The sequence below is a fragment of the Massilia sp. CMS3.1 genome (genome assembly GCF_051262535.1).
In the GTDB taxonomy this organism is placed as follows: domain Bacteria; phylum Pseudomonadota; class Gammaproteobacteria; order Burkholderiales; family Burkholderiaceae_D; genus Telluria.
Map to the genome: position 1 here is coordinate 380,225 of NZ_JBIMES010000002.1, position 21,115 is coordinate 401,339.

At 63.2% G+C, this 21,115-nt stretch carries 20 protein-coding genes; 14 read left to right on the top strand and 6 right to left on the bottom strand.

The window, feature by feature from the left end:
* The first annotated feature begins 267 nt into the window (after positions 1-267).
* The gene (locus ACHAC9_RS05385) at positions 268-585 is read left to right on the top strand and encodes an ArsR/SmtB family transcription factor (RefSeq protein ID WP_435757883.1); all 318 of its coding nucleotides are present in this window, start codon (positions 268-270) and stop codon (positions 583-585) included.
* Positions 582-1,526, top strand: coding sequence for a cation diffusion facilitator family transporter (locus ACHAC9_RS05390; protein WP_435757884.1), 945 nt, complete (start codon positions 582-584; stop codon positions 1,524-1,526). Before ACHAC9_RS05385 ends, ACHAC9_RS05390 begins: the two co-directional genes overlap by 4 nt.
* Positions 1,527-1,575: 49 nt before the next feature.
* On the opposite strand, the gene cysK is transcribed toward ACHAC9_RS05390, so the two are convergent.
* The 3 genes from cysK to tcdA form a co-directional block, all read right to left on the bottom strand.
* A complete protein-coding gene (cysK, locus tag ACHAC9_RS05395) occupies positions 1,576-2,505 on the bottom strand; it encodes a cysteine synthase A (RefSeq protein WP_435757886.1) in 930 nt (309 codons plus the stop codon).
* Between the two features lie 27 nt (positions 2,506-2,532).
* Entirely contained in the window at positions 2,533-3,171 is a 639-nt protein-coding gene (locus tag ACHAC9_RS05400; RefSeq protein ID WP_435757888.1) for an FKBP-type peptidyl-prolyl cis-trans isomerase, read from the bottom strand.
* 75 nt (positions 3,172-3,246) lie between these two features.
* Complete coding sequence (gene tcdA, locus ACHAC9_RS05405; RefSeq protein WP_435757890.1) at positions 3,247-4,122, bottom strand: tRNA cyclic N6-threonylcarbamoyladenosine(37) synthase TcdA; 876 nt, start codon at positions 4,120-4,122, stop codon at positions 3,247-3,249.
* A gap of 88 nt (positions 4,123-4,210) precedes the next feature.
* On the opposite strand from tcdA, the gene pdxH reads away from it, so the two are divergent.
* A complete protein-coding gene (gene pdxH, locus ACHAC9_RS05410) occupies positions 4,211-5,410 on the top strand; it encodes a pyridoxamine 5'-phosphate oxidase (protein WP_435757892.1) in 1,200 nt (399 codons plus the stop codon).
* 195 nt (positions 5,411-5,605) lie between these two features.
* Here pdxH and msrA read toward each other — a convergent pair whose 3' ends face one another.
* Positions 5,606-6,145, bottom strand: coding sequence for a peptide-methionine (S)-S-oxide reductase MsrA (gene msrA, locus ACHAC9_RS05415; protein WP_435757894.1), 540 nt, complete (start codon positions 6,143-6,145; stop codon positions 5,606-5,608).
* 143 nt (positions 6,146-6,288) lie between these two features.
* On the opposite strand from msrA, the gene ACHAC9_RS05420 reads away from it, so the two are divergent.
* The 5 genes from ACHAC9_RS05420 to ACHAC9_RS05440 all read left to right on the top strand — a co-directional run bounded on the left by ACHAC9_RS05420 (position 6,289) and on the right by ACHAC9_RS05440 (position 12,384).
* Positions 6,289-6,801 carry a flavin reductase family protein gene (locus ACHAC9_RS05420; protein WP_435757896.1) on the top strand — a complete coding sequence of 171 codons (513 nt, stop codon included), beginning with the start codon at positions 6,289-6,291 and terminating at the stop codon, positions 6,799-6,801.
* 145 nt (positions 6,802-6,946) lie between these two features.
* Positions 6,947-7,783 (top strand): oxidoreductase, encoded by an 837-nt coding sequence (locus ACHAC9_RS05425; protein WP_435757898.1) that lies wholly within the window; start codon positions 6,947-6,949, stop codon positions 7,781-7,783.
* A gap of 16 nt (positions 7,784-7,799) precedes the next feature.
* Positions 7,800-8,747, top strand: a complete 948-nt coding sequence (locus ACHAC9_RS05430) for an AraC family transcriptional regulator N-terminal domain-containing protein (RefSeq protein WP_435757900.1) — start codon at positions 7,800-7,802, stop codon at positions 8,745-8,747.
* A 146-nt stretch (positions 8,748-8,893) separates the two neighbouring features.
* The gene (locus ACHAC9_RS05435) at positions 8,894-10,087 is read left to right on the top strand and encodes an acyl-CoA dehydrogenase (RefSeq protein ID WP_435757902.1); all 1,194 of its coding nucleotides are present in this window, start codon (positions 8,894-8,896) and stop codon (positions 10,085-10,087) included.
* Between the two features lie 242 nt (positions 10,088-10,329).
* Positions 10,330-12,384, top strand: coding sequence for a putative bifunctional diguanylate cyclase/phosphodiesterase (locus ACHAC9_RS05440; protein ID WP_435757904.1), 2,055 nt, complete (start codon positions 10,330-10,332; stop codon positions 12,382-12,384).
* Between the two features lie 68 nt (positions 12,385-12,452).
* Here the strand turns inward: ACHAC9_RS05440 and ACHAC9_RS05445 are convergent, their stop codons facing one another.
* Together ACHAC9_RS05445 and ACHAC9_RS05450 are read right to left on the bottom strand one after the other, a co-directional pair.
* Entirely contained in the window at positions 12,453-13,133 is a 681-nt protein-coding gene (locus tag ACHAC9_RS05445; protein WP_435757905.1) for an OmpW/AlkL family protein, read from the bottom strand.
* Between the two features lie 80 nt (positions 13,134-13,213).
* Entirely contained in the window at positions 13,214-14,569 is a 1,356-nt protein-coding gene (locus ACHAC9_RS05450; RefSeq protein ID WP_435757906.1) for an SGNH/GDSL hydrolase family protein, read from the bottom strand.
* A 461-nt stretch (positions 14,570-15,030) separates the two neighbouring features.
* Here ACHAC9_RS05450 and ACHAC9_RS05455 point away from each other — a divergent pair, with 461 nt between their 5' ends.
* From ACHAC9_RS05455 to ACHAC9_RS05480, 6 genes are read left to right on the top strand one after another with little or no spacing between them, the layout of a single operon-like run.
* Positions 15,031-16,656, top strand: coding sequence for an EAL domain-containing protein (locus ACHAC9_RS05455; protein ID WP_435758101.1), 1,626 nt, complete (start codon positions 15,031-15,033; stop codon positions 16,654-16,656).
* Positions 16,653-16,976, top strand: coding sequence for a hypothetical protein (locus ACHAC9_RS05460; protein ID WP_435757908.1), 324 nt, complete (start codon positions 16,653-16,655; stop codon positions 16,974-16,976). The genes ACHAC9_RS05455 and ACHAC9_RS05460 overlap by 4 nt, the downstream gene beginning before the upstream one ends.
* On the top strand, positions 16,973-17,818 hold the full coding sequence (locus ACHAC9_RS05465) for an HDOD domain-containing protein (protein WP_435757910.1): 846 nt from the start codon (positions 16,973-16,975) through the stop codon (positions 17,816-17,818). Before ACHAC9_RS05460 ends, ACHAC9_RS05465 begins: the two co-directional genes overlap by 4 nt.
* Positions 17,815-19,272 (top strand): ATP-binding protein, encoded by a 1,458-nt coding sequence (locus tag ACHAC9_RS05470; protein WP_435757912.1) that lies wholly within the window; start codon positions 17,815-17,817, stop codon positions 19,270-19,272. The genes ACHAC9_RS05465 and ACHAC9_RS05470 overlap by 4 nt, the downstream gene beginning before the upstream one ends.
* Positions 19,269-20,600, top strand: a complete 1,332-nt coding sequence (locus ACHAC9_RS05475) for an HD domain-containing phosphohydrolase (RefSeq protein WP_435757914.1) — start codon at positions 19,269-19,271, stop codon at positions 20,598-20,600. Before ACHAC9_RS05470 ends, ACHAC9_RS05475 begins: the two co-directional genes overlap by 4 nt.
* On the top strand, positions 20,597-21,115 hold the full coding sequence (locus ACHAC9_RS05480) for a response regulator (RefSeq protein ID WP_435757916.1): 519 nt from the start codon (positions 20,597-20,599) through the stop codon (positions 21,113-21,115). Before ACHAC9_RS05475 ends, ACHAC9_RS05480 begins: the two co-directional genes overlap by 4 nt.

Here is a 21,115-nt window from a genome sequence, read left to right on the forward strand (position 1 = left end):
ACTGTTGATTGTTGATGGTCACAGGGAGCGCGGTCCACCGGCTGACCGGACCTGCGCCCATGCGTAAATTTCAGTTCTTGTAAGACGCTTAGCCTGTTCGCGGTCGTTCTTTTTATTAATACACCGACAATTATATGATGGGGTTCGGGTTAACCCCCGTTCGATTGGAAGGGGCCGGAACGCCCTTCCACACTGGCTTTCAGCATGATTGCGTTGCGTAATTTTCTGGCTTGCTCTAACATATGAACAAATATTCACATGTTTATAATGAACACACCCGATTATCCGAATGACGCGGTCGACCAGCTGGCGGACCTGTTCCACCTGCTGGGCGACCCGACCCGCCTGCGCATCGTGCTGGCCTGCCTGGGGCAGCCAACCGCAGTGGGCGAGATTGCCGCCACGCTTGCACTGTCGAGTTCCCTCGTCAGCCACCACCTGCGCCTGCTGCGCGCGGCGCGCATCGTCAAGGCCGAGCGCCAGGGCAAGCAGGTGTTCTACGCCGCCGCCGACGCCCACATCAGTACCCTGCTCGCCACCATGTTCGAACACATCGCAGAACCCACCACCGGAATCGACCCATGAGCCACGACCACGATCACGACCATCAGCATGGTCACGGCCACCACGGCCATGGCCACCACCATCACCACATTCCCGAACCCGGCCACGGGCGCGCCTTTGCGCTGGCGATCGCCCTGAATGCGGTTTTTGTAGCCATCGAATTCGTCTACGGCTTCCTCGCCAACTCGACGGCGCTGATGGCCGACGCCGGACACAACCTGTCGGACGTGCTGGGGCTGATACTGGCCTGGGGCGCGGCGCTGCTGGCGAAACGCGCGCCAAGCGCGCGCTATACCTATGGCATGCGCAGCTCCTCGATCCTGGCCGCGCTCGGCAATGCGATGCTGCTGCTACTGGCCTGCGGCGCGATCGCCTGGGAAGCGGTGCACCGCTTCACGGCGCCGGCCCCGGTGGAAGGCCTGACCGTGTCGGTGGTGGCGGCCATCGGCGTGGCCATCAACGGCTTCTCGGCCTGGCTCTTCATGGCCGGCAGCAAGGGCGACCTGAACATCCGCGGCGCCTACCTGCACATGGCGGCCGACGCCGCGATCTCGCTGGGGGTGGTGATTTCGGGACTGGTCATCATGGGCACCGGCTGGACCTGGCTCGACCCGCTAGTGAGCCTGGTGATCGTGCTGGTGATCGTGCTTGGGACCTGGTCACTGCTGCGCGAATCGCTGCGGCTGGTGATGGCCGCCGTGCCCGCGAGCGTCGACGCGGTGGCGATCGACCGATTTCTCGCCGGGCAGCCCGGCGTGGCCGAGGTGCACGACCTGCACATCTGGGCGATGAGCACGACGGAGACGGCGCTCACTGTCCATCTGGTGATGCCGGGTGGTTATCCGGGAGACCGGGCGATCGAGGAGATCGTGACGCGCTTGCGCCACGATTTCGCGGTCAAGCATTGCACGCTGCAGGTCGAAGAGGGGACCTTGCAGCACCGCTGCGCGCTGGTGACCTGATAACGCAGAGCACGACCGCGTGGGCACTTCAGCGTGCCCACGCGACGTTTCAGCCAGCTAAATTGGCGAACAACGCGGTGCTCAGGTAACGCTCGCCAAACGACGGGATGATCGTCACGATCACCTTGCCGGCATTCTCCGGCCGCGCCGCCACCTGCATCGCCGCCCACAGCGCCGCGCCCGACGAGATCCCGACCAGCAGCCCTTCCTGGCGCGCGGCGGCGCGCGCCGTCTCGAAGGCGTTGTCGTTGCTGACGGTGATGATTTCGTCGTAGATCGCGGTGTTCAAGACTTGCGGCACGAAGCCGGCGCCGATGCCCTGGATCGGGTGCGGGCCCTTGGTACCTTTCGACAGCATGGGCGACGCCTCCGGCTCGACCGCGATGGCCTGGAAGCCGGGCTTACGTTCCTTCAGCACTTCGCCGACGCCGGTGATCGTGCCGCCAGTGCCGATGCCGGCAACCAGAATGTCGACCTTGCCGTCGGTGTCGCGCCAGATTTCCTCGGCCGTCGTGCGCCGGTGCACTTCCGGGTTGGCGGGATTGTTGAACTGTTGCGGCATGAAGGCGCGCGGGTCGCTCGCGACGATCTCTTCGGCGCGGCGGATCGCGCCCAGCATGCCTTCGGAGCCGGGCGTGAGCACGAGTTCGGCGCCATAGGCGCGCAGCAGCATGCGCCGTTCGTTGCTCATGGTTTCCGGCATGACAAGCTTGCAGCGGTAGCCGCGCGCGGCGCAGACCATGGCCAGCGCGATGCCGGTGTTGCCGCTGGTCGGCTCGACCACGACGGTGTCGGGGCCGATCAGGCCGGCCTGCTCGGCTGCCTCGATCATCGACAGGCCGATCCGGTCCTTGACGCTGTGCGCGGGATTGTAGAACTCGAGCTTGGCCAGGATTTCCGCCCCGCCCGGCGCCAGCTTGCGGATCCTGACGAGCGGGGTGTTGCCGATCAGTTCAGTGACATCGTTCGCAATTCGCATAACCGTTCTCCCACCAGTAAGTGTCGTTTATTTAACGCCGAGCAGTTCCACATCGAAAATGAGATCCGTGTCCGGCGGAATCATGCCGCCCGGTGCGCCGCGCTTGCCATAGGCGAGCTGGCTCGGAATGATCAGGGTGCGCTTGCCGCCGATCTTCATGCCGGCCACGCCCTGCTCCCAGCCCTTGATGACCTGGCCGGCGCCGAGACGGAACTCGAGCGGCTCGCGGCCGCCGTCGAGCGAGGAATCGAATTTGCGGCCACGCCCGGTGCTTGATAGCGGCTTGTGGAACCAGCCCGTGTAGTTGACCCGCACCTGGCTGCCGAGCGTTGCTTCGCGGCCCTTGCCGACCACGCGGTCGATGGTCTCGAGCTGGGGACCCGATGGTGGTGGCGGCACGGGTTGCGCAGCCTGCGCGGCGGCAGCGGCCTGGGCGGCGGTGCTGGGTTCAAGGGCGGCGGCGGCCTGGCCGGCGGCCTGCTGAGAAGCGGCGGCGGCCTGGTCGGCCGCACTCTGGACGCCCTGCTGGCGCACGGTGCTGGCTGCCTGGTCGGCGGCGGGGGCGTTTTGCGGGGCATTCGCCGGGGTGGCGGCCGGAGTGGCCTGCTGGGCGTTGGCGGCAGCGGCCGCCAGCATCAGGGCGGCTAAAGTGATACGACGCATCATGAGGGCTCTTTCAATGACAGGGTTTCAAGCGATATCCCATCATAGCAAGCCCGGGGCACGATGCCCAGCGGGGACTCAGGTGGTTACAAAGTCCGGTTGCGTGGCCTTGGCAGCCTGCTCCTGCGCGAGCGCTGAGGCAAGCGCCGCCCCGGCCATGTTGCGCAAGATGTGGGCGGCCGCGATCATGCCGAAGCTGGCCGTCACCACCATGCTCGAACCGAAGCCGGCGCAGTTCAGGCCGGTGACGCTCGACCCAATCTCGCAGGCGTCTTCGCTTTCCGGATAGCGCAGCGGCTCCATCGAGAACACGGCGTCGATACCGTATTTCTGCTTCTCGCCACGTGAAAAACCATACTGCGCGCGCAGCAGCTTGCGCACCTTTTTCAGCAGCGGTTCCTGCTCCGTGCGGCCGAGGTCGCGCACCTCGATCTTTGTCGGGTCGATCTGGCCGCCGGCGCCGCCGATGGTGACCAGGGGCAGCGCGTGCTCGCGGCAATACGCGATCAGGGCGGCCTTGGCCTTGACGCTGTCGATGGCGTCGACGACGTAGTCGAAACCTTTTCCATCGATCATCTGCCGGATGTTGTCGGGATCAATAAAGTCCTCGACCAGGGTCACCTTGCAGAACGGATTGATCTGGGCGATACGGTCGCGCAGCGCCTCGATCTTCGGCTGGCCGATCGTGCTTGTCAAGGCCTGGATCTGGCGGTTGACATTCGATTCGGCCACGTTGTCGAGGTCGATCAGGGTCAGGTGGCCGACGGCGCTGCGCGCCAGCGCCTCGACGATCCAGGAACCGACGCCGCCCACGCCGATCACGCAAACGTGCGCCGTGCGGAAGCGTTCGAGTGCACGCTCGCCGTAGAGGCGGGCAATGCCGCCGAAGCGGCGCGCAAAGTCGATGTCGGCATCGATTGCCGGAGAAAGGAGTAAGGTGTCGTTCGAGGTCATCCGGGCATTTTACCGGACCGGTCTTTCACGCCTGCTCTAAAATGACGCTTAGTCAATCAAAAAACTTCCCACTGTCAAAAATACGCACATGAACGATTTCCTTCCTGATACGGCGCCCGGCTTCGACCAGCCCATCGCCGTGCTCAAGCACTGCCACGGCCGCATCCGCAAGCAAATAAGCACCCTCGAGCGGCTGCTGTCGCACCTGCCCGAGCACGGCGCTGATGAGGCCGCGCGCCAGGCGGCAAGCGCCGTACTGAAGTATTTCGAGAAGGCCGCGCACCTGCACCACGACGACGAGGAACAAGACCTGATTCCGATGCTGCGCGCCGTGGCGCAAGGGGAAGACGCCGCCACGCTGCAGGCACTGGCGCCTGTGATCCTGCAAGACCACCAGGATATGGACGCGCTCTGGCAGGATTTGCATGAGCAGCTGACCGCGATTGCCGACGGCGGCGCCGGCACCCTGTCGAGCTCGAGCGTGCAGCGCTTTAGCCAACGCTACCTGGCCCATATGGAGCGCGAGGAAAGCACGATGGCGCCGATGGCAATGCGCCTGTTCTCGCCTGACCAGATGACGCAGCTCGGCACGGCGATGGCGCGCCGCCGCGGCATCGGTGAAGAAACGAGCGCCGTGCAGCCAACGATCGGCGATGCGGTGGCCGACCTGCGCAAGGATTACGGCCAGGCCAGCCTGAACGAGGACGACGTGCTGGACGACCCGATGCTGCAGTTCACGCGCTGGTTCGAGCAGGCGATCAGCGCGCAAGTGAACGAGCCGAATGCGATGAACGTGGCGACGACCGATGCCGATGGCCGGCCGAGTTCGCGCATCGTGCTGGTAAAACAGTTCGATGAACGCGGCTTCACCTGGTACTCCAACTATGACAGCAGGAAAGCTCAGGAACTGCACGCCAATCCGCACGCAGCCCTGCTATTCTTTTGGAGCGAGCTTGAACGCCAGGTTCGCATCGAAGGCCGGGTCGAAACGACCTCGGCTGAAGAAAGCGACAAGTATTTCCACAGCAGGCCGTTGAAGAGCCGCCTGTCGGCGATCGCCTCCCGGCAGAGCGCGCCGATCGACAACCGCGCGGCCCTGGAACGGAACTACGAAGCGGTCGCCGCCACTGCGGGCGACGCGCCGGCGCGGCCCTCCAACTGGGGCGGTTTCCGCCTGGTGCCCGAGCGCATCGAGTTCTGGCAGGGACGCCGCTCGCGTTTCCACGACCGCATCGTCTACACGCGGCAGGAAGACGGAAGCTGGGCAAGGCAGCGTCTGCAACCGTAAGCACCTGTCTCATCGGTTGACGCTAGGCTTAACTGACTGGCATTAGGCCAATGGCCTCAATGACGTCTTCAGCGGTCGGCTCCACGCGGGCGTTCAAAGCACGTCTGCGGCGTCGCGAGGTATCACGAAGCCGGATGAACGCGTGGGCGGCATCAGGGTCGCGGCTGATCACATTCCCGGGTAGAGCCGACCACACTACTTCATCCAGTGCGTGAACGTTTTACGAAACTTCGCCACCTTGGGCGCGACAACGAACGCGCAATACCCCTGCATCGGGTGCTGGGCATAGTAATTCTGGTGATATTGCTCGGCCTTGTACCAGGTCTCGCTCGGCAGAAGTTGGGTAACGATCGGCGCGTCCCAGACCGAGGCCATCTCCGCGATCACCTGGCGCGCGGTCGCTTCCTGCTCCGGGTTCTCGAAGAAGACCACGGACCGGTATTGCGGGCCGACGTCGTTGCCCTGGCGGTCTTGTGTCGTCGGATCGTGGATCGTGAAGAAGATTTGCAGGATGTCGCGGTAGCTGATGACGGATGGATCGAATTCGAGCCGCACGATCTCGGCGTGCCCGGTGCCGGCGCCGCAGACCTGTTCGTAGGTCGGGTTCACGACATGCCCGCCCATGTAGCCCGATTCGACGCGCGTGACGCCGCGCACTTCAAGGTACACGGCCTCGACGCACCAAAAACATCCGCCGCCCAGAATTGCCACCTCGCCCTGCCCTCGCTCGTTCATCGCATGCCCCGTCATTGCATTGAATGACCCGATGCTAACGCAAAGGGGCGCTTCATGGGGGCGCGATAGGGACTGTGATGCGCCCGTGGCGACGGCCGGCAAGCGGCGGTGGCATAATGTGCATGCAACTTTCCAAGGTACCGATGAATACACGCTCCCCCCGCGCCGCCGCGCGCGGTTTCGACTCGGCGCATTTCCGCCAGGCGCTGTCGCAATTTGCCACCGGCGTGACCGTGATCACGACGCGTCTCGCCGACGGCAGCTTTCGTGGCCTGACCGCCAGTTCGTTCAATTCCGTCTCGCTCGACCCGCCGCTGGTGCTATGGAGCCTGGGTGCGGGCGCCAACAGCATGCCTGTTTTTTCCGGCAACTCGCATTACGTCATCAACGTGCTCGCCGCCGGCCAGCAAGACCTGGCGCTGCGCTTTTCGCGCCGCACCGACACCAATCCCTTCGAGGGCATCGACTACGAACTCTCGCGCACCGGCCTGCCGATTTTAACGGGCGTGGCCGCCTGGTTCGAATGCCACAACCGCAGCCGCTACCCGGAAGGCGACCACGTGATTTTTGTCGGCGAAGTCGAGGAGTGCAATGTGCAGCCGCAGGCGGGCCTGCTGTTTCATGGTGGGCGTTTCGGCAGTACCGGGCCGGCCTGACCACTGCCCCGCCAGGAAGGCACGCCGTGCATGTGCCGAGGATTGCGCCAGCTTGCCGGAGTTTCGGGCAAGTTGCGCACGGCTCCGCGCCCTACCATGCTCTCCACATCAACGCCGCTCGCGTGGCACAACATGGAGAGCAATCATGAGTAAAGTCTGGTTCATTACGGGTGCCGGCCGCGGCATTGGCGCCGACGTCGTCCGTGCCGCCCTTGCCCAGGGCGACAAGGTGGTCGCCACGGGACGCAATCTTGCACAACTACAGGCAAGCTTCGGCGCTGCCGATCCGGCACGCCTGATGCTGGTCGAACTCGACGTCGCCGTGGAGGCCCAGGCCCTGCCTGCCGTGGAGGCGGCCGTCGCCCGATTCGGTCGTATCGATGTGCTCGTCAACAATGCGGCCTATGGACAAATGGGCAATCTGGAAGAGGTGCCGATGGCCGATATCGGGCGCCAGTTCGCCGTCAACGTGTATGGCGTGATGCACATGCTGCAGGCAGCCCTGCCTGTCATGCGCCGCCAGCGCGCGGGCCACGTCATCAACATCAGTTCGGTTGGCGGCCTGGTCGGCTTCAACGGCGCGTCAGTGTATTGCGCTACCAAGTATGCGATCGAGGGCTTGTCGGCCTCGCTCGCACTCGAACTGAAACCGTTCGGTATCCACGTCACGGCCGTCGAGCCTGGTTTCTTCCGCACCGAATTCCTTGAACAGAGTTCAGTCCGCTACGGCACGAGGGTGATCGACGATTACGCCGCACAGGGCTCGGTCGAAGACGCCTACAGCCCGTACCGGGGCAAGCAACTGGGTGATCCGGCCAGGCTTGCCGCCGCGATCGTCCGGCTGGCCGGGATGGAAGCGCCCCCTGCCCAGTTCCTGGCGGGAAGCGACGCCGTCGCCATGACGAGCACAGCGCTGGAGGCGCGCAGTGCCGATTTGCAGGAATGGCGGGCCCTATCGGCATCGACCGACCACCAGGCATGAGCCAGGGGCCCGCATCATGACACCATTCGGCCATTCGCCCCCTGCCGGCACCGGCGCACCCGCCCTGGCGCGTTTGGCCTGCCTGCTGGCCGCACATGCGCCCCATGACGGTTCGTTCGCGACCTGCATTCCCGGCGTTCACGCGATACGCGCCGGCAGTGCGAGCACGGAACTGGTGCATGGCCTGCACCGGCCGGCGCTGTGCATCGTCGCACAAGGAGCCAAGACGGTCATGCTCGGGGCCGAATCCTACGACTACGATCCGTCGCGCATGATGATCTTTTCGCTCGACCTGCCGGTTGCGGCCTTGATCCGTCAAGCCAGCACGGCGGCGCCTTACCTGTCGTTCCGACTCGATTTCGACCAGGAGCGCCTGGGAGAACTGATCCTGAAGGTCTATCCCGACGGCGTGCCGCTCCTGCGCGAAAACCGCGCCGTGCACGTCGCCCAGGCGGGAGAACCCGTGATCGACGCGGCAGCACGCCTGATGGCGCTGGCGGCCCAGCCGGAAGACGCTGCACTGCTGGCGCCGCTGGTGATCGACGAAATCATGCTGCGGCTGCTGCGCAGTCCGTTCGGTGCCCGGCTGGCGCAGCTCGGCCGCATCGAATCGCACCGGATCGGCAAGGTCGTCGCCTGGATCCGCGCCCATTTCGACCAGGCTATCCGCATCGACGAGCTGGCTGCGCTGGCACACATGAGCACTTCCTCGTTGCACGAGCAATTCAAGTCGCTGACCTCGATGAGTCCCGTGCAATTCCAGAAAACGCTGCGCCTGCAGGAAGCGCGCCGGCTGATGCTGTCCACCGGCATGAATGCGGGCCTGGCCTGCCAGCGCGTCGGTTATATGAGCGTGTCGCAATTCAGCCGCGACTATGCGCGTCACTTCGGCACGCCCCCGACGCGCGACATGACGCGCCTGCGCGACGGTGATTTGATACATGCCGTCTCCTTCACGCAGTAGGCAAGCCGGGCCTTACGTTGGACAAAAATGAAAATGGCTGTCGCAGTTTGAAAAGATCCCCCGGCATGTCCTTTTTATAATGGCTCGGCCCGGCGCAGCGGCATCGTTCGCTTCGCCTTCCTACAAGAACCGAGACCAGGACCTCCATGCACCACGCCGATTCGCCAAGTAAAGCCTCTTTCCACTGGGACGATCCGCTGCTGCTCAACAGCCAGCTGCTTGATGACGAACGCATGATCCGCGACGCGGCCAACGCCTACTGCCAGGACAAGCTGCAGCCACGCATTCTCGAGGCCTTCCGCCACGAGAAAATGGACAATTCGATCTTCCGCGAGATGGGCGAACTCGGCCTGCTCGGTCCGACCATTCCCGAGCAGTACGGCGGCCCCGGCCTGAACTACGTCGCTTACGGCCTGATCGCGCGCGAAATCGAGCGTGTCGATTCCGGCTACCGCTCCATGGCCAGCGTGCAGTCCTCGCTCGTCATGGTGCCGATCTACGAATTCGGCAACGAAGAAACGAAGCAAAAATACCTGCCGAAACTGGCCACCGGCGAATGGATCGGCTGCTTCGGTTTGACCGAGCCGAACCACGGCTCCGATCCCGGTTCGATGGTGACCCGTGCGCGCAAGGTCGATGGCGGCTATTCGCTCACCGGCTCGAAGATGTGGATCACGAATTCGCCGGTGGCCGACGTGTTCGTGGTCTGGGCCAAGGATGACGAAGGCGCGATCCGCGGCTTTGTGCTCGACAAAGACTCGAAAGGGTTGTCGGCCCCGGCGATCCACGGCAAGTTCGGCCTGCGCGCGTCCGTCACCGGCGAAATCGTGATGGACAACGTGTTCTGCCCGGAAGAGAACGCCTTCCCGGACGTGCGTGGTTTGAAAGGTCCGTTTACCTGCCTGAACTCGGCGCGTTACGGCATCGCCTGGGGCGCGCTGGGCGCTGCCGAAGCGTGCTGGCACGCGGCGCGCCAGTACACGCTCGATCGCCACCAGTTCGGCAAACCATTGGCGGCAAACCAGCTGGTACAAAAGAAGCTGGCCGACATGCAGACCGAGATCACGCTCGGCCTGCAGGGCTGCCTGCGCCTGGGCCGCATGAAGGACGAGGGTACCGCTGCGGTGGAAATCACCTCGATGATGAAGCGTAATTCCTGCGGCAAGGCGCTCGACGTGGCGCGGGTGGCGCGCGACATGCTGGGCGGGAATGGCATTTCGGACGAGTTCGGGATCATCCGCCACATGGTCAACCTGGAAGTCGTGAACACCTATGAAGGCACACACGATATCCACGCGCTGATCCTGGGCCGGGCGCAGACGGGCATCGCCGCGTTCTGACAGAGTCTGCGCGTTTTCCCCGGTTCCTTACCCGAGCCGGGTTAAAGCTTAGCTGAGCGTATCGATTTGCCATCAACTCAAATAAATTGTCTTTACAGTAACGAATCGACGCATATTTCGCGTTACCATGTGTGCTAGATCACACGTTGTCCCGCTAGTGTTCCACCTATCTCAAGTGCAGGAACATGCCCTCATCTGGCCAACCAGTATTGACGAATTTGCGATCACACGATGCGTCGGCGTTGTCGCTTGATCTATTGCTGAGCAATTTGCCGGGTGTCGTCTACCGCTGCGTGAACGACCCCAGCTGGACCATGATCTTCCTCAGCGCCGGGGTCGAGAAGCTCACCGGCTATCCGCCGTCCGCCTTCACTGGCGAGCACGCGATGTCGTATGCCAGCCTGATCCACCCCGACGACCGCGCCAGGGTGGTCGACGACACCAATGCGGCGATCCGCGAACGTCGTCCTTTCCAGTTAAGTTACAGAATCACGACCGCGTCCGGCAAGCTGCGCTGGGCCTGGGAGCAGGGTTCGGCCGTCTTCGACGAACACGGCAATGTCGAGGCGCTCGAAGGCTTCGTTGCCGACATCACGGTACTGCGGCGCGCCGACCTGCTGGTGCAGGAACAGGCGGCGCTGCTGGACCAGGCGCGCGATGCGATCTTCGTGATGGACACGGGTTCGCGCATCATCTACTGGAACAAGGGCGCCGAGCGGCTCTATGGCTGGGACGCGGCCCAGGCCATCGGACAGCGCATGTGCGACATGCTGTGCGACAACCACGCGGCCTATAGCGAGGCCTACAAGACGGCGCTCGACGAAGGCGAATGGGTCGGCGAACTGCTGCAGCACCGGCGCGACGGCACGCAACTGCAGGCCGACACCCGCTGGACCGTGGTGCCGGCCGACCCGGCGTCAGGCGTGCCGCAGAAGATCCTGGTGATCAGCACCGACATCAGCGAGCGCAAGAACAACGAAGCGCGCATCCATCGCCTGGCCTATTTCGACGCGCTGACCGAGTTGCCGAACCGCGCCAGCCTGCTCGACCACCTGCGGCGCGCCCTGCTCGGCAGCGCGCGCTCGCGCAAGATCGGGGCCCTGATGTTCCTCGACCTCGACAACTTCAAGACGCTCAACGATACGCACGGCCACGCGGCCGGCGACATGCTGCTGCAGGCAGTCGCGCGGCGCCTCGAGCACAGCGTGCGCGAAGCCGACATGGTCGCGCGCATCGGCGGCGACGAGTTCGTCATCCTGGTCCAGCCCGAGGAAGACACGCTAGAGGCGGCGGCGCACCAGGCCGAAACCGTGGCGGCCAAGGTGGTTGCTGCCATGCGCACGCCGTTCCAGCTGGCCGACTTCGCATATGCGGTGTCGACCAGCGTCGGCGTGACGATGATCAGCGGCGCGCTCGATACGGTGGAGTCGGCCCTGAAGCAGGCCGACACGGCGATGTACCAGGCCAAGGCGGCCGGCCGGAATACCTTCCGCTTTTTCGATCCCGACATGCAGGCCAAGTGGAACGCCCGTTCGGAACTGGAAAACGGGTTGCGGCGGGCGCTGCGCAATCATGAATTCATGCTCAACTACCAGCCGCAACTGGACGAAGCCAGCCGCGTGATCGGCGCCGAGGCGCTCCTGCGCTGGCGCCAGCCGAACGGCGAAATCCTGTATCCGACCGACTTCATCAAGCAAGCCGAGGAAACCAGCCTGATCGTCGAGATCGGCCGCTGGGTGCTGGCCACCGCCTGCAACGAACTGGCGGCCTGGCAGCGTAATCCGGTGACGAAGCACTTGTCGCTGTCGGTGAATGTGAGCGCGCGCCAGTTCGTCGAACCCGATTTCGTCGCCATGACCCAGGAAATCCTGGCCGCCACCGGCGTCGATCCGCACGGTTTGAAATTCGAGCTGACCGAGACCCTGGTGGTGACCGATTTCGCGCACACGGTCGAGACCATGGAAACGCTGCGCCGCCTCGGCATCACGTTCTCGCTCGACGACTTCGGCACCGGCTACTCGTCGCTGGCCTACCTGCGCAAGCTGCCGCTCGACCAGCTGAAAATCGATTATTCCTTCATGCGCGACGTGCTCACCGACCGCAACGACGCCTCGATCGTGCGCTCGATCATCGCGCTCGGCGGCAGCCTGGGGCTGCAAGTGATTGCCGAGGGCGTCGAAACCCAGGGCCAGCGCGAGTGGCTGTCCGAAGCCGGCTGCTTCGTCTACCAGGGTTTTCTCTATGAACGCGCATTGAGCGGCGAGCATTTCGCGGCTTATGCGGCAGTATTGCATTAGATGCGGAGACGAAAAAAAACCGGCCGGGCCTGCGCCCCGCCGGTTTTTCGCGCACTGCAGGCAGTGTATTAAAACTTGTAGCCGACCGCCAGCACCACGGCAACCGGGTCCAGCTTCATGTGCTGGGTCTGGCCGGTCGAAAAGTGCACGTCGGTGCGCACGCGGCTCTTGTTGACGGTCACGTCGGCGAACCAGCGCTCGCTGAAGTTCATCGCCACACCGAGCTGAGCCGTGTAGGTGAACTTGTTGTCGATCTCGAAGGTCGTTGCCGGGCCGCCTGGGTTGGTCAACGCGGTCAATACGCCCGAACCGCGTTCCTTCATGAAGAAGGCGTAGGTGGCACCGACGCCGACGAACGGACGGAAGGTGGCCGTCGGCGCGAAGAAGCGGTACTGCGCAAACAGGGTCGGCGGCAGCGCCTCGACCGTACCCAGTTGGCCGGTGCCGGCGATCGAACCTGCACCAATGATCTTGTGTTTGTACGGCGTGCCGAGCGCGCCTTCGAGCGAGATGTTGTCGGTCAGGCCGTAGGCAATGATCACCACCGGCTGGATGTCACGCTCGACATCGGCCTTGGTGAACGGCAGGGCCGGCGCGGAGACGTTGCCGCTGTCGACCTTCGGGGTCAGCTGGTTGAAGCCGAACTTTGCCGTAAACTGGCCGGCCGACTGTGCCGATGCACTCGCGGCGCACGCCAGCGCGGCGCTGGCGATCAAGGTCCTGGCGACGCTATTCATACGTACTTTCATACTTTCTCCTGAATTCTTGTGACGACCGGCTGTACCGGCCTGCCCGCAGGCCGGTACAGCCGAGCAATTTTTTATAAGGATTACAGCCAGCCCTTTTTGGCCATGTCTGACAAGACATAGCGCGCGACCAGCCAGTACTCGTACGGAGTCGGGTGGATGTCGTCGGCGAACATGTAGTGGCTCACGTCCGGACCCGACAGCGTGCTCTTGGTGCAGGTGAGCGAAGACTCGGTGGTGCAGGCCGGAACCGCGGTGTTGGTCAGGCCGTAAGGCGCAGGATTGGTCACCTGGTCGCGGCTGATCGTGAACAGGTCGACGTAGGCGATGCGCGCGTCGTCGCCGAGGCCAGCCTTCAGCTGTGCGTTGAAGGTGTCGACCATGGCCTTGATCAGCGCCTGGATCTCCACGCTCTGTTTCTTGCCCGACGGGGTGCTGGCAACATCCGGCAGGTTGTTGACGATCACATAGTTCGCGCCCTTGGCGACCAGCTCGGTCTTGACGATGGCGGCCAGTTCGACGCCGGCCTTGCCCATTGCAGCGACCATCAGCGGACCTTGCTGGGCGGCGTAGTCGGCGCCTGCCTTGGCGCCGGCCGCTTGCGCGTCGGTACCGGCCTTGGCGGCGGCGGCCAGCGCTACGTCTTGCGGTGCGCCGAGCTGGATCGCTGCCATCGCGGCCGCGCCGGCGATAGCCTGCTGACTGCCCCCTGCGGCCGCTGCGTTCTGGACTGCCAGGCCGATGCGCTGCTGGGCAATAGCCTGGTTGGCGGCCGGCACGGTGGCAACCAGTCCACCGATCAGCAGGGTCGGGAATGCGGTCTGGCCGGCGCGGGTGCCGGCGACCGTGGCGCCGCTGCTCAGCTGGCCGAGCAGCATCAGGACGTCGTTACCGCCGGCCATGATGGTGACCAGTTCGGTGCCCTTGAACTTGCCGCCGGTCTTGGCCAAATGGTTCGCGACCTGGCTCACGACCGGCAGGGTCATCTGGCCCAGTTGCGGGTTCACGGCACGGTTGCCGGAGCCGATCGGATCGCTCACGCGGGCGCCGCCCTGTGCGTAGTTGAAACAATTGGCGTTGTTGACGATCGCGACATTGAAGTCGAGCGCCGGGCTGGCGTTGTCCGCGCCGAGCAGGCCGGTCTGGGCGGCGCATGGCTTGGGCAGGTTCAGTTCCGCGGCCAGCACTTCAGTCCAGTTCAGGCCGGTGTAGGCGGCGTTCGCGCTCGTGTTGTCGCCGTTGATGGTGTACTTGCCGCCGCCGGCGGCCGTGATGGCGCCGACGTTATAGGTGCCGACGTCCGACAGGCTGTCGCCGAAGGTGACTTGCTGGGTGAACGCAACCTTGTGCGTTTGATCGCCACCGCTGCTGCCGGTGCCGCCGCATGCAGCCAGCGTCGCTGCGGTCAGCAGCGCGAGCGCGAAATTCATTTGACGCATTGTGTCTCCTGATAGGAATGGATATCTTATTTGAAAAAGCGGCCGTGCTATTCATGACCCGGAACTTACATTCCAGTGTTTTTTTCGTTTCTTTAGAAATTTTACTGGCGCGATGTCATTCAAACGACTGGCAGTTTCAGGGTAACAACAGTTTCAAACTATAACAAGCTTGGCTGAATGTAATCGCGCGACAGCGAATGGGGCGAAGACATGGCGCCAGGGTATCGGTCGCTGCGTGGCCGCTGTTCAAGTCGCGGGAAAAATTTGGGCAAGGCATGTTGCGCCAACATAGGGGATGTACAATCAATGAGGTAAAAAATCGGATTTTTTAAGATTTTTCAACCTTTTGACTGGTCGCGATGATATCAGCCGAGCGTTTATCGCACAGTCTTCCTCCCCCGCCTGCACCCGATCACGCCGGCCACGCACTGGCTCTGCTTCGCACATGGGACATTGACGGCATCAGGGCTGCGCTCGATTCCGCCATTGCAGAGAATTCGCTTTCCTTGCTGTATCAGCCGCTCGCCAACCTGCAGAGTGGGGCCGTGTGCAGCCTCGAAGCGGTCCTGTGCTGGCCTCACCCTGTCCATGGGATGCTGGACGCAATGCAGATTTTCGCATTGGCTGATGCGGTCGGGAGGACCGGTGCTGTCGGTCACTGGGTACTTGAGCGCGCATGCCAGGATACCCGGCGCTGGAGCGACCAGGAACGGGCGGGACTGAAGGTGGCGATCAATGTGGCTCCAAGCCAATTCTGCGATCCCGGCTTCGGGATCGCCGTCGCCGGGCAACTGCAGGCATCCCGGATCGCGCCGTCCATGCTGTCGCTGGAGATCACGGAGGCAGCGCTGACCCGGGCCGGTCCAGACTGCGATGCGCTGCTGGCAGGTTTTGGCGCACGCGGTCTGCACCTGACGCTCGACGACTTCGGCGCTGGCCATGCCTCGCTCAGCAACCTGAAACGCTATCCGTTCGATGCCATCAAGATCGACGCGCATGTCGTTCGCAACGTCGATACCGACAGTAGTGATGCAGCCATGTGCCGCAGCATCATCGCGGTTGCTCACCATCTTGGCATGCTTGTCGTGGCCGAAGGCGTCAGCACGGAAGCTCAATGTGATTTCCTGCGCCGAAACATGTGCGACCACATCCAGGGTCCGTTCTTCTCCCTGCCGCTCACGCCGGAGCAGGTCGATGGGTTCCTGGCAGAGCGGCGCGCGCTACCGCCGCACCTGCTACGCATGCGCAAGCCTCTGCGCCGGCTGCTGTTGGTCGACGACGAGCCGAATATCCTGGCTGCGCTCAAGCGTCTGCTGCGCGGCGAGCAGTATCAGATCTACACTGCCGGTAACGGCCAGGAAGGGCTGGCCTTGCTGGCGGAGCATCCGGTAGACGTCATCGTCTCGGACCAGCGCATGCCGGGCATGGTGGGCGCCGATTTTCTGCGCAAAGCCAGGCAGCAGTATCCGGAAACGATCCGCATCATGCTGTCTGGCTATACCGAGCTGCAATCGGTCACCGATGCCGTCAACGAAGGTGCGATCTACAAGTTCCTGACCAAGCCGTGGGACGACGAGCAGCTGCGCGCCCATATCGCCGAGGCGTTCCGGGTCAAGGAGATCGCCGACGAAAATCTGCGCCTGAACCTCGAGGTGCGCACAGCCAACCAGGAGCTGGCAGAGGCCAACCGTCGCATGGAGCAGCTCCTGACCGAAAAGCAGCACCAGATAAGCCGCGACGAAATCAGCTTGAATATCGCGCGTGAGTTGCTGCAGCATCTGCCGCTGCCGGTCATCGGGCTGGACGATGCCGGTGTGATCGTATTCATTAACGGCGCGGCCGAACGCCTGTTCGGCCACGGCGCCGAACTGCTTGGTAACGAGGCTGCCAGCGTGTTGCCCGCGTTGTTTGTGTCAAGCAGCCACGCTCGCTGCGGCGCGATGGCCATGGGCGGCGGGCACCACGCCAGCCACACGCATTTGGCCGAGATCGACGGCAGGCGTTATGCCGTGGTGGAATATCCCATGGGCGAGCACTCGACCTCGCGTGGCAGTCTTATTACGCTTGGCATGGCAGGGCCGCCGTGAGCTTGCCCAAATCCAGCGAAATTGGCCTCGACCAGGCGATTGCCGGCATGGCCCTGGCTGCCGCCCTGCTCGACGACCACGGCGCTGTGCTGGTACCGCAGGACGCCACGCTGACCACGGGCATGCTCGCCTCCCTGCGCCGGCGCGGTGTGGAGCGCTGCCTGGTCTGGAGTGCCGACGGCCCTGATCCCGCCGAGCTGGCGCGCGAGCGCGAGTGTCGTCTGCAGCGGCTCGAATGGCTGTTCCGCCATAGAAGCGAGGCCGGCTGCATGTTGCTGCTGGCTCAGTTGCGCGCCTACTACAGCCGGGAGAGCGCATGACCAGTGCTGACGATGTCATCAAGCGCGTTCGCGACCTGCCTTCGCTGCCGGCCGTGGTGGCTGAACTACTGATGACAATGGAGCAGGAGGACCTCGACACGCACGCACTGGCGGCCAAGATCGCCCTCGACCAGGCACTCACGGCCAAGACGCTGCGCTTGGCGAATTCCTCTTTCTACGGACTGCAGTCGAAGGTAACGTCCATCACCCAAGCCATTGCGGTGCTGGGCTTTCACAGCATCCGTACGCTGGTGACAGCCTGCTCGGTAAAGGCCAGCTTCGCGCCGTGCTCCGTAGCCGGGTTCGACTTCGAACGGTTCTGGCGCCACGCGATTGCCAGCGCGGCGTGCGCGCGGATTCTGGCACCGCGCTTTGAGGTCAATCCGGAGACCGCGTTCACAGCCGGCCTGTTGCACGACCTCGGCACCCTCGTGCTGGTCACCCATTTCTCGGTTGATTACGAAAAGGTCATGGCCTGGCAGGGCCAGCACGACTGCACGATCTCGCCTGCAGAGGAAGCCGTGTTCGGCACTAGCCATGCCGCCGTCGGCGCCGCCCTTGCCGCCCACTGGAAGTTTCCGCAGCAGATATGCGTGGCGGTAGCCGGCCATCATGAGCAACTCGCAGACGACTGTAGCGCGCCAAGCGACCTGACGACGGTGATCATGGCCGCCAATGTGCTGGCCCATGCGCTCGACTTGAGTGGTCAACAAAACGACCAGGCGCCGCCGCTGTCATTGGCCATGTGGCGCGCCCTGGACCGCGGCGACAAGGACTGGGACAGCCTGTTCAGCGAAACCGAACACCTTCACCGTGATCTGTGCCAGATCCTGACCCCATGACCGTCTCCCCCCCCGCCCCCGCCCCGCTGCCGACGACAGCGACAAACGCCAACATCGCCGTATCGGAATTTTTTGACGGCAATCCGGTGCCGACGTTCGCCATTAACACCGAGCACGTTATTACACACTGGAACCGCGCCTGCGAACATCTCTTGGGTTGGAACAAGGAGGATATGGTCGGCACCGACCAGCACTGGCGTCCGTTCTACCAGCAACAGCGTCCATTGCTGGCCGATTTGATCGTCGCCGGGCTGACCGATCAGATCGAGCACCAGTACCCGGGCAAGTGGCAACGCTCGGCACAGATTCCTGGCGCCTACGAGGCCGAGGATTTCTTTCCGAGCATTGGCGCCTGCGGCCACTGGCTGCACTTCACTGCCGCTCCACTGCGTGACCATGGGGGCCGCGTGGTGGGTGCCATCGAGACGCTGCGCGACGTTACCGAGCGCAGGCTAGCTGAAAATGCACTGCGTCGCGCGTATGACAACCTGGGCACACTTGTCGAGCAGCGTACCGCGCAACTGGCCGAGATGAACGAACGGTTGCAGGAAGACATCCGCCAGCGTCATTCGACCGAGGCCGAGCTGCGTCGCAGCAACCTGGAGCTTACCGAACTCAATCAGCAATTGTCACATGCTCAGCAACAACTGGTGCAGGCCGACAAACTCGCTTCAATCGGTCAACTGGCGGCCGGTGTCGCGCATGAAATCAACAATCCGATCGGTTATATATTCAGCAACTTCACCACATTGCAAAGTTATTTTGACCAGCTGTTCACGATGTTCGACGCTTACCAGCAAGCCGAGGCGCAGATGCCCGCGCCAGAGAAGCTGCGCGTCCTGCGCGAACAGATGGACCTGGACTTCCTGCGCCAGGATATTCCCGCGCTGATGGCCGAGTCGCGCGAAGGCATCGTGCGCGTGCGCCACATTGTTCAGGACCTGAAAGATTTTTCGCGCGTGGATGCCAACCTGGGATGGGTTTGGGCAAATATCCGGCAGGGCATCGATTCAACGCTTAACATCGTGGCCAACGAGGTCAAGTACAAAGCGGATGTGGTCAAACAGTACGCCGACATTCCTGACATCCAGTGCCTGCCGGTACAGATCAACCAGGTCGTGATGAACCTGGTCGTCAACGCGGCGCACGCCCTCGGTGCCGAGCGCGGACGTATTACGGTGACAACCGGCCAGGACGACGACGAGCACGTCTGGATCGAAGTCGCCGACAACGGTTGCGGCATCGCACCCGACATCCTGTCGCGCATTTTCGATCCTTTTTTCACCACCAAGGCGGTCGGCAAGGGTACTGGCCTGGGCTTGTCGGTGTCGTACGGCATCGTACAAAAACACGGCGGATGCATTGACGTCAAGTCCGAACCTGGCCAAGGCAGCTGTTTCCGCGTACGCCTGCCGATCTACCAGCAAACGGCCGTAAACGAGGTGCAATCGTGAACCCGGCGCTCATTTCGGCGCAGGCTGCAGTCGTGGTTCCCACGCTGCTGTTGATCGACGACGAGCCCAACATTCTGTCGTCACTGCGGCGCCTGTTCCACGGCAACGGTTACCGGGTGCTCACGGCGACCAGCGGCGCATCCGGCCTGGAAATTCTCGAGCGCGAAGCGATCGACCTGGTCATTTCCGACATGCGGATGCCGGAAATGGACGGCGCCCGCTTTCTGGCACAAGTGCGCGCGCGTTGGCCCGATACCGTGCGCATACTGCTGACAGGCTACTCGGACGTCCAATCTATCCAGGACGCCATTAATTGTGGCGAGATTTACCGCTACGTCAACAAGCCCTGGGACGATCACGACATCGTTCTGCTGGTGCGGGACGGATTGGAACGGCGCCAGCTTGAACTGGACAAGCGGCGCCTTGAGGTGCTGACGGCGCGCCAGAATGACGAGCTGAAAGCACTGAACCAGAGCCTGGAGGCGAAAGTCGAGGCACGCACGGCCCAGCTCAAGGCAGAGCATGAGGCAACGGTAGCGGCCAACAACAAACTCAAGCAGAACTTCATCACCACGATCAAGATTTTTTCCAGCATGATCGAACTGCGCGCGCACAACCAGCCCGGCCACGCGCGCCTGGTGGCAAACATGGCGCGCCAGATCGCCGTCAAGCTCGACTTGGCCGCCCGTGATGTCCAGGATGTGTTTATTGCAGCGCTGCTTCACGATATCGGCAAGATCGGCTTCAGCGATACCCTCTTGAGCACGCCGCTAACGCTGCTGCATGGCGATGCCCTGGGACAGTTTCGCAAGCATCCGCTGCGCGCCGCGGAATTACTGATGCCGCTCGAGGAGCTGCGCGGCAGCGCGGCCATCCTGCGCGGCCAGAATGAGCGATTCGATGGCACCGGCTTCCCGGATGGCGCTGCCGGGCTGGCAATTCCCATTGGCGCGCGCATTCTGGCGCTGGCGGCCGACTACTACAACCTGCAGCAAGGGGTAACGGTACAACGTCATCTGCGCGCTGACGAGGCCAGGTCGCTGATCGTCGGCGCGAGCGGGACCCGTTACGATCCGAACGTCGTAACGGCGTTCCGACAAATTGTCGATAATGGCGACGGTACCGATAAGGGCGGAGTCGAGCTACTATCGGGTGAGCTGTTGCCGGGCATGGTGCTTGCACGCGACCTGGTCAGCCGCGACGGCCTCATGCTGCTGTCGGCCGACCATGTGCTGGACGCACGCATCATCGAACAAGTGCGGGATTTCGAGGAAAAGAGCGGCCGGCGGCTTACCGTCCGGGTACGCAATCCAAAGGGGGCCAAGTGAGTAAAATATTACTGATCGACGACGATCCCTATATTCTGAGCGCCTTGCAGCGCGAGCTGGTGCAGCAATGGTCCGGCACCACACGGCCACAGATTGAAAGTTTTACCGATCCGTTCGATGCGCTTGGCCGCATTTGCACGTGCGACTTTGACCTCGTTATTTGCGACTATATGATGCCCCGGCTGAGCGGGGGTGAGCTGCTCAAGGCGCTTTCGGAGGTGGCACCCGACACGGTGCGCATCATGCTGAGCGGCTCATCGGCGTTCGACACCGTGCTTAGCGCGATTAATGAAGCCCAGGCGTTTCGCTTTCTGCGCAAGCCATGGGGCGCCGACGAGCTGGCCGAGAGCGTGCGCCTGGGGCTTGAGCTGCGAACTGCGCTGCTTGAGGCAAGAGGTCAGGCAGCCTTGCCTTCCGTGCCGACGGCGCAGGAACTCGAAGCCGAACGGCTTGAAGCCGAAGAGCCAGGCCTGCTGAAAGTACGGCGCGATGCGAATGGCTCGATCATCCTCTGA